The sequence below is a fragment of the Actinomyces sp. oral taxon 180 str. F0310 genome (genome assembly GCF_000185285.1).
Taxonomy (GTDB): domain Bacteria; phylum Actinomycetota; class Actinomycetes; order Actinomycetales; family Actinomycetaceae; genus Pauljensenia.
Window position 1 is genome coordinate 909,801 of sequence record NZ_GL622194.1, and the last position, 12,064, is coordinate 921,864.

General features: G+C 64.9%; 11 protein-coding genes. 2 read left to right on the forward strand and 9 right to left on the reverse strand.

Translation table 11 applies throughout. The annotated features are described in order from the left end of the window. The first annotated feature begins 49 nt into the window (after nt 1-49). Together iolE and HMPREF9006_RS10545 are read left to right on the forward strand one after the other, a co-directional pair. A complete protein-coding gene (gene iolE / locus HMPREF9006_RS03945) occupies nt 50-973 on the forward strand; it encodes a myo-inosose-2 dehydratase (RefSeq protein WP_009212251.1) in 924 nt (307 codons plus the stop codon). 162 nt (nt 974-1,135) lie between these two features. Next, nucleotides 1,136-1,402: a hypothetical protein gene (locus tag HMPREF9006_RS10545; RefSeq protein ID WP_009212253.1), complete on the forward strand. Its 267-nt coding sequence runs from the start codon at nt 1,136-1,138 to the stop codon at nt 1,400-1,402. Here HMPREF9006_RS10545 and HMPREF9006_RS03955 read toward each other — a convergent pair. The 9 genes from HMPREF9006_RS03955 to HMPREF9006_RS10795 all read right to left on the reverse strand — a co-directional run. Continuing rightward, nucleotides 1,399-1,881, reverse strand: a complete 483-nt coding sequence (locus HMPREF9006_RS03955; RefSeq protein ID WP_009212254.1) for a DUF4411 family protein — start codon at nt 1,879-1,881, stop codon at nt 1,399-1,401. The genes HMPREF9006_RS10545 and HMPREF9006_RS03955 overlap by 4 nt on opposite strands. Nucleotides 1,882-1,884: 3 nt before the next feature. Continuing rightward, nucleotides 1,885-3,018: an ImmA/IrrE family metallo-endopeptidase gene (locus HMPREF9006_RS03960; protein WP_009212255.1), complete on the reverse strand. Its 1,134-nt coding sequence runs from the start codon at nt 3,016-3,018 to the stop codon at nt 1,885-1,887. A gap of 297 nt (nt 3,019-3,315) precedes the next feature. After that, the gene (locus HMPREF9006_RS03965; RefSeq protein WP_232209823.1) at nt 3,316-3,873 is read right to left on the reverse strand and encodes an ABC transporter substrate-binding protein; all 558 of its coding nucleotides are present in this window, start codon (nt 3,871-3,873) and stop codon (nt 3,316-3,318) included. 194 nt (nt 3,874-4,067) lie between these two features. Further along, nucleotides 4,068-4,214 carry a hypothetical protein gene (locus HMPREF9006_RS10550; protein ID WP_009212257.1) on the reverse strand — a complete coding sequence of 49 codons (147 nt, stop codon included), beginning with the start codon at nt 4,212-4,214 and terminating at the stop codon, nt 4,068-4,070. A gap of 270 nt (nt 4,215-4,484) precedes the next feature. Then, nucleotides 4,485-4,877, reverse strand: coding sequence for an integrase core domain-containing protein (locus HMPREF9006_RS10275; RefSeq protein WP_232209824.1), 393 nt, complete (start codon nt 4,875-4,877; stop codon nt 4,485-4,487). Beyond that, on the reverse strand, nt 4,783-5,352 hold the full coding sequence (locus tag HMPREF9006_RS11080; protein WP_083806941.1) for an IS3 family transposase: 570 nt from the start codon (nt 5,350-5,352) through the stop codon (nt 4,783-4,785). Before HMPREF9006_RS11080 ends, HMPREF9006_RS10275 begins: the two co-directional genes overlap by 95 nt. Before the next feature lie 373 nt (nt 5,353-5,725). Continuing rightward, on the reverse strand, nt 5,726-6,745 hold the full coding sequence (locus tag HMPREF9006_RS10555; RefSeq protein ID WP_156794388.1) for a hypothetical protein: 1,020 nt from the start codon (nt 6,743-6,745) through the stop codon (nt 5,726-5,728). Between the two features lie 125 nt (nt 6,746-6,870). Next, nucleotides 6,871-10,287, reverse strand: a complete 3,417-nt coding sequence (locus HMPREF9006_RS03985; RefSeq protein ID WP_009212261.1) for an ATP-dependent DNA helicase — start codon at nt 10,285-10,287, stop codon at nt 6,871-6,873. Nucleotides 10,288-10,306: 19 nt separating this feature from the next. After that, a partial coding sequence (locus HMPREF9006_RS10795) for a PD-(D/E)XK nuclease family protein (RefSeq protein WP_009212262.1) occupies nt 10,307-12,064 on the reverse strand: 1,758 nt, incomplete at its 5' end.

A 12,064-nucleotide genomic window follows, 5' to 3' on the forward strand; every position in this document is an offset into this window, starting at 1 on the left:
CCACCGACATAGTGGCCGATGCTTCCCCGCGACTCATAGGAGAGCTGCAATGACTCACGTCTACGCTCCCGCAACCGCCATCTCGGACCCCAATGGCATCACCTGGGGCATGCACCCCATCGCGTGGCGCAATGATGACATTCCCGAGGTCGGCGAATGGAACACGATCGACGTCATGTTCGATGATCTGGCCGAGGCCGGCTTCGCCGGCACCGAGGTTGCCGGCTGGTATCCCTCGAAGGAGGAGACGAAGGAGAAGGCCGACGCCGCGGGCCTGAAGATCGTTGCCCAGTGGTTCTCCAGCTTCATCGTCCGCGACGGCGTCGACGCGGTCATCCCCGATTTCCGCGCCACCTGTGAGTACCTGCAGTTTCTGGGGGCGACCCGCGCCGTCGTCTCCGAGCAGACCGGCTCGGTGCAGGGCATCCGCGGCATCTGCATCTTCGACAACAAGCCCGTCCTGAAGGACGAGGAGTGGCCGGTCCTGGCGCAGGGCCTCAACAAGCTCGGCGAGATCGCCCACGAGTACGGCCTCGATCTGGTCTACCACCACCTGGGCACCGTCATCCAGACCAGGGATGAGACCCTTCGCCTGCTCGAGCTGACCGATTCGGACAAGGTCTCGCTGCTCTTCGACACGGGCCACGCATTCGTGGACGACGGCGATGTCATGGGCCTGCTGCACGGAGCAATCGACCGCATCAAGCACGTGCACTTCAAGGACGTGCGCCCCGCGAAGATGGAAGAGTCCCACGCGGCCAAGCGATCCTTCCTCGACTCCTTCCTCGCCGGCATGTTCACGGTTCCCGGCGACGGAACGATCGACTTCACGGAGCCCTACGCCTTCCTCGTCGAGCACGGCTACCGGGGCTGGATCCTGGTCGAGGCCGAGCAGGATCCGACGATCGCTCCCCCACTCGAGTACGCGCACATCGCGCGCGACTACGTCAAGGGAACCCTACTGGGTCAGTGAGCCTCGTCGCGCGATTCCTCGGATTCCCGCGCGAAACAGGAAAGGTGCGGAAGCGACATTCTCGGTGCGCTGACGGGACTGGCCAAAACCGCAATCCCCGGCCTGGCCTCGCGTTTTTCGGAGAGCGGGTTCCTAGGGACCACGGCGTGGTTCTTCTTCACGGTGAACGTCATCAAGGCCCCCGTCACCATCGGCATGGGACTGCTGCACCTCGAGCATCTGCCGCTCATCGGAGCGCTTGCTCCCGTGGTGCTGGCATGCGCGTGGGCGGGGCGCCGCCTGGCCGCCCGCATTCCCCAACGCGTCTTCGCCCCCTCGCCATCGCGGCGACGATCGTGGCGACGGTGCCGCTGCTGGCGTGATAGAAGCTACCAGCGTAGGCTTTCGCCCGTGTCAGCTGATTCACCGATGCTGCGCAAGCAGAGCTAGAGGGTGAGTTTCATTCCTTCATGCTCAAGCATCTTAAAGGGATTGAGACACTCCACTCCAAATTCGCTGCACGCGTCGGGTATCTTGATCCGCTTCTTGGATGCCGGCGCCGACTTTTCGTGCGTGACGACCACCCATCCGTAAGCCAGTGCGTGCGCGACGATCCAGGAGTCCGCGACCCGGAGAAACTCATTGACGGCTCGCTGCTCATGGCTGCCCATTGCCCACGTGGAGACCTTTTGATAGCAGGAGACGACGCGCGAGTCGGGGGCAACGAAGTGTTGCTTATTCAGCTTCGCCCATGCCTTGAGAGGATCATCCTCGCTCGCGCCGTCTAGTTCGTCGTACACCGACTTGATACTCACGGCGTGGCAAGAGTCGAAGAGCTGAACCAGGAAATCCCAGTACCCGGGTGCCAGATCGAACGTATAGTATGCGTTCGCCGCATCAATGAAGATGTTCGTGTCCAGGACATACATCGGTCACACCACCTGGAGGTGTTTCGCCAGCTTGTCGAACACGTCCCTCTTGTGGGTGCCGATCATACGGAAGCTCTCCGTGAATCCCGTACGCCCCTCCAAGGTGGATGTGATGACCGCGGTCGCAAATGAACGCCCAAGACGCGCGGTGAGGGTGTTGTAGTAGTTACCGCCACCACTACTGCGCTTCTCACCACCGTAGTCAGCGCGCACCGCCTCTAGAAGCGCGCAGTAATGCCCCTCATCGATCCGGTGAGCACCGTGCAGCCTGTGGAGTGCTACCTCAGCGGACACGCCAAAGCGATGCGCGACTGCGCGGTAGTCCCGCACGGTTGTAGCCGTATCGAAAGCCTGCAGAGCCTCATCAGGTAACAGCACAAACGCGGCGACACGATTGCACCATGCTTCCTCGCCACTGCCCCCCAGCGTCTTATCTCCTCCTGAAAGCGCACTATGCCCTAGCAGCAAGTGAGCAAACTCGTGAACAAGCGTGAAGTTTTGAGCACTGTATGGTTCTCGGGCGAGATTGACGAAAATCAGCGGGGCAATGTCATCGTAAAGGCTAAAGCCACGAAACTCGTCCGTAGATAGAGGCCGTTGAGTATTCGCTCCAACGATTCCGCTCATCATAACCAACACGCCTGCATCTTCGAGCACACTCACAAGACGACGACGCCACTGATCCGGTGCCTTCGCTTCCAATAGTTCAAGCTGCAGGAGACTACGCACATCCCGAGCAACACGGCGGGGATCAGCGTCCCCATTCACGCTGCCCAAGAATGGAAGCTTCTCGGCCCCCTGTTCAAGAGCGTAATCATGATACCAATCCTGGAACTGCTGATAACGGTCGATGGTGTCGAGAAGGTTCCCGGAGGGACGCTCAATGACGGCACTCTCACGAGTACGCATATCGGCGATGGGCAGCGTCTCATCAGGAGGCTCAGGCATGATGAGCGCACCGAGGGACGTGTGGGTAAAGACCGCGAACTTCTCAAGGTCGCGAAGGGTAGGCTGGATACGTCCATCCATCCAGTCCCCAAGGTGCGGGTACTTCGTCAGTGCTTCCTCGTAGGTACGCTCAGAGCGCTGGAGGGCCCACGACAGCACTGACTGACTGACGGCCACGCGCGCGCTCATAGCGTCCCTCCTCCCGGGCACAGATCGATGACATCATCGTACAGCGAGCTCCTGTCGTTTCCAGCTCCTTGGCGTTTTCCCCAGCGATATCACCCCATCGGAACAGGAGTCTCAGGCTCTGACGCTACCCGTCGCGACGGCCATCGTCGCGATGGTGCCGCTGCTGGTGTGGACAGGGTGTGGGTGCGAGCATTGCCCGCACCCACACCCCCTCGCGTTAGGACCGAGGGGCGTCAACGACGACGGGGAAGGAATCCCCACGCGCGTCGCACGGCGGCCGCTCCCCCGCCCGCAGGGTCAGCCGTCCCACGAGCACGCCGCGCCGGGCGTCAGAGCCTTCGCATCCTTGAGGAACTGCTCCGTCGTGTAGGAGGTCGTGGGCTCGCTCAGCCCGGCCTTTTCGAACATCTCGCGGTTGTAGTACAGGACGTCCGGCTCGGCGTCGTAGGGCAGCGCCAGGACCTTGCCGTCCACCGTCATCCCCTGCATCATCGCAGCGTTGTAGTCGGAGGCGTGGATTCCAGCGGCTTCCATGTAGGAGTCGAGAGGCTCGAGAAGTCCGGAAAGTTCCTGTGCGCGAGCGGCCTGCGTGGTGAGGATACAGGGCGCGTCGGAGCCCACCATGCGCGTCTTGACCTTGGTCCAGTAGTCGTTGAAGGACGGACCATCGAAGGTCAGGGTGAAGTTCGGGTCCTTCTCCTTGGCGGCGTCCACGAAGGACTGCCACTGGGCGCGATCGTTCTCCGTGGAGACCCACGTGTACATCTGGTGGACCCGGTCGCCGCCGGAGCCACCCGCCGAGGATCCGCCCGAACCGCAGGCGCCTGCGAGTAGCGCACCCGTGGGGCAGTCCAATATGTGCCGTCTCTCGTCATTGAAATTGACAGGACAACTGTACCAGCGTATCCCCGAGACCAACAAGCGGAAGGTCACGCACTGAAGGAGGCCCAACGCGCGCCCTCACCCGTGCCAGGCGCCCCATTCGCGCAGGTGAGAGCCGTGATGGCCGATCCACAAAAGGCCTGTCAATCGTCCATGACCCACAAGACTCACTCGGGGGCCTCTCCTCCCCCGGGGGACGTCTCTGCCCTCCCCAGTGCGCCTCGCAGCGCCTCGTCCAGCGGCGCGGCACCACCGAGGGCGTCTTCCAGCTCGTCAAGCGAGAAGTGGGAGGGACCCGCCAGGAAAGCGACCATCGCCCCCACCTCCTCTGGACCCACCCCCGTGCGGGCCGACTTCCATGCTGCTCGTCGGGCTTCCTGGGAGCGGAGAGGTAATCGTTAGCACCAAGGACAAGCTCAGCACCACCGTTATGTGGCTCTTCCGGGTTGAGTGTGGGTGACCGGGTGTTGAGCGGGGGTTGCGGGTAGAGGTCGAGGTCCTTGATGATGAGCGGACTTCTACCCCCGCTGTCTTCAAGGACCTCGACAATGTCTGGACCTGTGCGCAAGTTGTTGACGGTTTGTTTATGCGGCTGTTGCCTGGACCGCTTGGTGTAGTTCGTGTTCGGTGGGGGATTTGCCGCCGAGGCTGGTGTGGATGCGGCGGTGGTTGTAGGAGTCTTCGATCCAGGTGGCGACCCCGGTGTAGACCTGGTCGCGGGTGGTGACGGTGCGCCGGTAGTAGTACTCGGTTGTGAGGGTGGCCCAAAGGGATTCGGCCATGGCGTTGTCCCAGCACACTTGGGCCTGGCCCATCGACATGGTTCCTTTCGCGGCGCGCATGTTGGCGGCCAGCTTCTGGGAGGTGAACTGTGTTCCCCGATCAGCGTGCAACACGACCCCACGGGGGAAGCTGCCACGGGTGGTAGCGGCCATGTCGAGCGCGCTGATGACCAGACCGCGTGTTTTGCTGCTCACCCATGGCGTATCCGAGCACTCTACGCGAGTGCGCATCACGCACGGCGCACAGGTAGACCCAGCCTTGCGCGCAGCGCAGGTAGGTAAAGTCCGTGATCCACACGCGGTCTAGGGCGCCTTGATCCCACTGGCGGGCGCAGTGATCCTCATGGGCCACTGGACCCCGTCCGCCGCGCTTGGCCGGGCGCGGGTGCGCGTTCAGGCCTGTGAGGCCTTGCCGGCGCATCGATGCGGCGACTGCCCGCACCCCCACATCCACGCCCGCGCGCGTCAGAGCATGGCTGATGCGGGGAGCCCCATACGTGCCGCCCGACACCTCGTGTTCCCAGGCCACCGCTTCATCCAGACGCCGCCGCACCAGCGCGCGCTGGCCCCTGTGGGACGCTCGGTTTTTCCAGGCGTAATAGCCTGCGCGCGTGACCCCTAAAACCTCGGCCATCAAGGTGATTGAGTAGGAAGCCTTCTGCGCGTCCATCAGTTCAAAGCGCTGGTGTTTTGGTGCCCAGAGGCGAAGAAACCGCTGGCTTTTCCCAAAAACTCATTCTCCTTCTCCAGCTCACGCACCCGCCGACGCAGAGCAGTGATCTCAGCTTCCATCTCGCGTGGATCAGGACGGCCCTCACGCACGGCCTGGCGTCGCTCGCGCTCGAGTGTGACCCACCGGCCCACCACCGATTCACCCAGCCCTCAATCCCAAGCCACAGACGCGATCGTAGACCCCGTATCCAACACCAGAGTCGCAACATCACGACGATACTCCGGCGTAAAACGACGACGAGTTCCCATCACAGGCACCTCACTGGCCGCAGGCACACACACCCGCTTCACGAAGTGTCAACAACACCAGCCTAAACCCAGTGATACAAAGCCCAAGACACCTGGCCAACCATTTCCCCGTACCGACCATCCGGATTACGAGCATCAGCGAGCGCCTTAACTGCAGAGTTAGCCTTCGCAACACCGTCATGAAATTTTGATCTCTCAGCGGGATTTTCAAACTCTTTTTTGCATAATAGATACTCTTTTGCATCGTCAGGCAAACTATCCGCAACCCACTGGATAGTCATACGCACCGATTCCATATCCGTCAACACACGCTTAGAACTTTCCTGAGTGACGCCAAAACTCATTGTGAAACTTTGAAGAGTCAGATAAGCACAGATTCGTTCAACACATCTCATCCAAGCCGGCCGCTCACTCACCTCAACGACGACAATTGCAGCAACAACACACCAGGGAACACGAGCCTCTTGACACTCTCGACGAATCCATTCCCACTTTTCCTCCCCAATATCATTCTTGACCAGCTCAACACGCTTCGCAACATCCAAATAATCGCCAAATCCGGACGTGACACTAGCAAATAACCGTGCAACGACTGCTACAAACACCGCAGTCCAGATTGCGATAATGAATTCATTAGGCTCGGGAACAAGAAAGGATACAGACGAATATGAGCAATAGGCAAGTAATGCAATCGCAACTGTCACCAAGCCACTAAACGACTGCAAAACTGTATGAAATTGCGCCCCTTTTCCCGGAGCCGCCCACCTATTATAGATAGAAGCCACCGAAGACACAAGAACAAACAGCACCGTACTCGAAATTAGTGCAAGCAACACATAAAGCCCTACACGTTCAGCCGTAACACAAACAGCAAGACTAACAAAGTAGACAGGAGCGAACCGAAAAATCATATACGCAACGATTGACGATTTAGCACTCCTTTCAAGATGCGATGCGGAATACGCATAAGAAGTAGGCGCTTTAGCTCGAACCATCGAATAGAACGTCTTCAGAAGAGCACCACCAAATACCCCAAGAAGAACTGACAGTAAGACGTCTTGAATTAATTTTAAGTCAAACATAATTAACCATGCCGATCATATCCTCAAATTATACTCAGAATCCACGAATCCAGAAAGCCGTGCGTGACGACTTGCCGTCAACTTGAGTTCCTTACTGAACACCTCACCCACCTTATTTCACTTTCTCACTGTTCCAGTGCCCCCTTCACGGCCTCATCCAGGGACGACGCGCCCGCCCCGAGCATGGCTTCCAGGCTCTCGAGCGTGTGGTGCGACGGGCCCGCGAGGAAAGCGACCATCGCCCCCACCTCCTCTGGGCCCACCCCCGTGCGGGCCGCCCATGCGCGCCGGTACAGGCGCAGCTGGGTGACGAAGTAGGCGATCTTGTCGGGCTTCGTCGCCGCGGTGATCGGCGCCCCGCTCTTCCAATCGACCACCAGGAAACGCGGCCCCTGCTCGCCCACTCGCTCAAAGACGGCGTCGATGCGCCCCTGGACGGAGACGCCGCCCACCTGAACGGAGAAGGCCTCCTCGATCGCGACCGCCCGATAGCCTGCGAGGCGCGTGGCGACAAACGCGCGGAAGTTCGCGCGGAGTCGGTCGAGGCGGCCGCGTTCCCCCTCCGTCAGCAGGGCCTCGTCCGCGCCGTCCCCGCCCGCCAACGCGGCGTCCTCGCCGGTGGCAAGCTCGAAGGCCTCGGAGGCGGGATCCGCGGAGGCCAGGTGAAGTTCTCGCTCCACCCACGCATGGAACACGGTGCCGAGCGCGGACAAGGAGCTGGGCCTGGACGGCATGGGGCGACGCATGTCGCGCGCAAACTCCTCGCCATCGTGGAGGAGCGCCGAGACGGAGGTTGCGGGGACCCTCTCGGCCCACAGGTCCACGACCGGGGTCTCGAGCCCCAGGTGATATTCCTCGATCAGGGCAACCGTGTCCCTCACCGCGGGGTCGTCGCCCAGCTCGGCCAGGGCCTCGTACACGTCGCGGTCCCCGGCCAGGGCTCGGATCTGCGCCTCCACGGCCGCGGCCGCACCAGCCACCAGTCGACGCGAGGGACCCGGTTCCTCCGGGAAGGTCGCCGAGGCCGCCGCGGCGCAACTCTGAGCGATCTCCTCGTCGTCGGGCTGCGGGGCGATCAGGCACGCCCCCGCCCCGGACACCGACTCGACCCCCAGGCCTCGCCAGTCCCCCCTGGCCCACACGCCGCGGTCATCGACGCGCGTCAGCGAATCATCGACCAGGTCCGGTTCCTGACCGAAAAGCTCGTCGCGTGCCTCCATCAGGTAGCGCGACGGCTGCCTCGTCGCCGAACCCATCCGATAGATCCAGGAACCCACCAGGAGCTGGGCGCTACGCGCCCGAGTCATCGCCACGTACGCCAGGCGTCGCTCCTCGCGCTCTGCGTGCACGCCCAGGGCGCGACCGTAGTGTCCCTTCATCCACTTGGAGTACGCGGCGGAAGGCTTGGCCTCGCCCTCCACATCCAACGCGAAGGGCGGCAGGTCGGCGCGGTCCCCGCGCAGCGGGTGAGGCAACGCGCTCGCATCCGTCAGCCACGCGGAGTCGATCGGCGGCTCGTCCAGCCACGACACCGTCTTGCGCTTGTCGTGCGACGGGAAGACGCCGTCGCTCAAACCGAAGACGACGACGCAATCCCACTCGAGTCCCTTGGAGGCGTGGACCGTCATGATCTGCACGGCGCGCGGATCGGGTTCCCCCAGGGGTGCCTCGAGCCCGTCCTCGCGCTCGTCCGCCATGCGCAGGTAGGCGAGGAATGATCCCAGCGACGCTCCCGGCGTGTCCCTCTCGTAGGCGGCGGCCACCGAGATGAACTCATCCAATGCGGCGCGCCCACCCATCGACAGAGGATCGGCAATGACGTCGTCGAGGGTTCCCATGATGCGGATCGTGCGTTCCACCTGTTCCACGACGGTGCGCCCCACCCCCTCGCGCACGGCCCGCAGCCGCTCGCCCAGCAGACGAACACGGCGCACCGCCTCCTCGCTGATCGCCGGACGTCCCTCGGCCGACCAGCCCGGCTGCGGGGGAGCATCCACCGCGTCGAGGAGGACCGCCTGGTGGGCGCTCGCGCCCTCCGCCCGGGCAAGGACGCGCGCCCAATCGCCCAGCGCCATCAGGTCCGCGGCCCCCAGGTCGATGCCCGCCAGGAGGCGCGCCAGCCACGGGGACGCACCCACGTCGTGGGCCAGCTCCAGCGCGGCGCGCACGTCTTGGACCGCCCCCTGGTCGAGCAGACCCCCCAGGCCCACGATCTCCGTGGGGATTCCCGCGTCCCGCAGCGCCGCGTCCACGTAGGCAAAGTCCTTGCGTCGCCTGCACAGCACGGCGACCGTGCGCCGCTTGCCGCCCTCGCCGGCCCGCGAGCGCATGCGCTGCACGAAGTCGACGGCCACCCCCAGCGCGTCCTCGTAGGCGGGGGCGTAGGCGACCTCGACGCGTCCGCCTCCCGCTCCTCCGCGCGCCACCAGGACGGGCGACTGGGCGTTGAGCGCACACTTGCCCTCCTGATAGGCGGCGACCTCGCGCAGGGGCGCGGCCACGCGGTTCGCGGCGTCCAGGATCGCCCGGTCGTTGCGCCACGCGGTGGACAGGGTGAGGGTCTGCTCCGGCGTGGCCGGGGCGGAGCAGAAGCGTTCGAGGAAGGACTCCAGGGACGAGGCCGAGGCCCCCCGCCACCCGTAGATCGCCTGATTCGGGTCGCCGACCGCGGTGACCGCGTGGTCGCCAAAGAGCATGGAGAGCAGGTCCATCTGGATGACGGACGTGTCCTGGAACTCGTCGAGCAGGACGGCGCGGAACTCCTCGCGCAGCGCCTCGCGGACCACCGGCGCCTCGCGGACGATGCGCGTGGCCAGGACCAGCTGGTCGGAAAAGTCCAGGAATCCCAGGTCCCGTTTGCGCTGCTGGTAGGCCTCGATGGGGCCGAGGAAGGCGATGCGACGACGGTTGGCGCGCAGGAGCCGCCTCGCGTCCTCGTTCGTGTCGCCCACCTGTTCCAGCTCGCGGCCAAACTCTTCGAGTGCCTCCCGGGCGCTGGAGACCGTGTAACCGTGCTCGGCGATCTCCCCGGCCAGATGAAGGACCTGGGAAACGGCGCCCAGGGGCGTGAGTTCCTCATCGAGGTCGTTTGGCCACGCCTCGACGATCTGAAGCATCATGTCCAGCGCTCCGGCCTCGGAGAGCATCGAGAAGTCGGGGTCGATGCCGATGCGCATCCCGTGCTCGGAGACGATGCGTTCGGCGAAGGAGTTGTAGGTCAGGGACACCGGGTCCGCGTCCAGGCGCTCGCGCAGGTGAGGCATCGCCTCCGCGAGGAGGCGGATGCGCGCCCGCAGTCGGTCCCCCAGTTCCCCCGCCGCCTTGCGCGTGAAGGTCAGGCCCAGGATCGAGGCCGGCGTGAGGTCCGGGTGATTGGCCAGGAGCCACAGGACCCTCATCGACATGGTCTCCGTCTTGCCCGACCCGGCGCCCGCGACCACCAGGAGGGGACGGCGCGGGGATTCCACCACGCGCACCTGCTCGGGCGTCGGGGTCTTCGAGCGGTCAACGATCGCCTGGATCTGGGTGGCGCTCACGCTCATCGCACTCTCCTGTTCCACGTCATTCCACCACCTTGCGGCCTCGCTCGCGTGCCGGGCACAGCCGGTCGAAGGAGCAGTATCGGCAGGCCTCCTGCGAGGGCCGTGCCTGGAAGTAGGGGCCGCGGGCGCCGAGAGCCACCTCGCGCACGCAATCGAGCCACTTCTCCAGTTCTTGCCCGCGCAGCGGTGGCTGATCCAGGATCTGCGGCTTCGCGCCGCCGAGCAGGGCGATGCGCGCGCCCGCGACCGATCGTCCCGAGGCGATGAGGGCCATCTGGTACGCGGCGAGCTGGGGGTTGTCTCGCACGCTCGCCTTCGTGTAGCCGCCCTTGCCGGTCTTCAGGTCCGTGACGCGCACGCCCTCGTCGACGTGCTCGAGGCGGTCCATTCGGCCGCGGATGGTCACGCCCTCGACCGTGGCCTCCACCGTCTCTTCGACGTCGACGTCTCCAGGGACGCCCACGACGTAGCTGGCCAGGTTGTCGACGATCGCGTGTGCGCGCCTATCGGCGACGCGGCCCGCCCACGTGTCCAGGTTGTAGCCCAGCTCGTTGATGCGAGCCTCGAGGGCCTCGGTCAGTTCCTCCGCGGTGCCGTGCGGGTTCTCCTCGGCGACCGCGTGCACGAGGGTTCCCAGGCTTGCCGCCGCGTTGGCCGTGCCTTCGGCCCCCACCGTCGTGAGGAACCACCTGAGGGGGCACACCAGCGCGCGTTCGAATTGCGAGGGGGACAGCACGATGTCGCCCCGGTAGTCCCGGGCGCTCGTGGGGGTTCCGCCCGCGCCCAGCCAGCGGTGAGGCTGAGCCGAGGCGATGCCCTCGCGCGCCAGCAGGGCCAGGAGGGTGGCCGCCAGGTCGGCGTCCGCCGGGTCGTCGGGGGCTGCCGCGCGCGCACGCAGGTCGGCGATGTGTCCGGACAGTGACAGGGGCGCGTCCACCGGATCCACGGGTACCAGGTCGCCGACGCGGGGAGTGCCCGCCAGGCGAGCCACCAGGTCGAAGAAGACGGAGGGTGCGGCGTCCTCGGCGCGCACGGCACCGGCGTGGACGACGCGCCGAGCCCTCGTCACGGCCGCGACGAAGAGCCGGTACTCGTCATCGAGCACCGCGGCGCGAGCGGCCCGCACGGAATCGATGAGTTCTTCGCGGCCGTCCTCCCCCACACTGGTTCGTCCCGCGCCCGCGTCCGCCAGCAGGTCTGCGCGCAGGATCCGGTCGCGCAGCCGCAGGTTTGGCCACGCCCCGTCCTGCAGGCCGGCGAGGACGACGACCTCCCAGTGGCGGCCCATCGCCTGGGCGGGGGTGAGGACCTCAACGCCCGCGGGCCGCACGCCCACGCGTGAGATTGTGTCGATGGGGACCGTGCCCGAGGCCAATTCGGCGGCGAATTGCGCCGCACTTGTGGCGGGGTTGCGCTGCTGCCACACGTCGGCGACGCGCAGGAGGGCGACGACGGCGTCCAGCTGGTCGTCGTACCACCCCGAGGACTCGTCCGACGCGATTGCTCGGGAGCGCCACTCGTCCGCGACGCCGGCGGCCTCCCACAGCTCCCACAGGCGTTCCTGCGGGCGGTTGCTGCCGTTCATTCCCAGGTCCCACAGGCGCGAGGCGACCTCGAGTGGCCGCGCGAGCGCACTTGCGGCGCGGGCGCGCTTGCCTCCGGCACGCTCGGCCTCCTCGATGGTGGGGCGCCAGGTGCGCGGGTCGGCCACGAGGTCGGCCGACGTCAGCGGGATCGGCGCCACCGGGTCGCCGTCCTCCTCGGCCGCCTGGGTGCG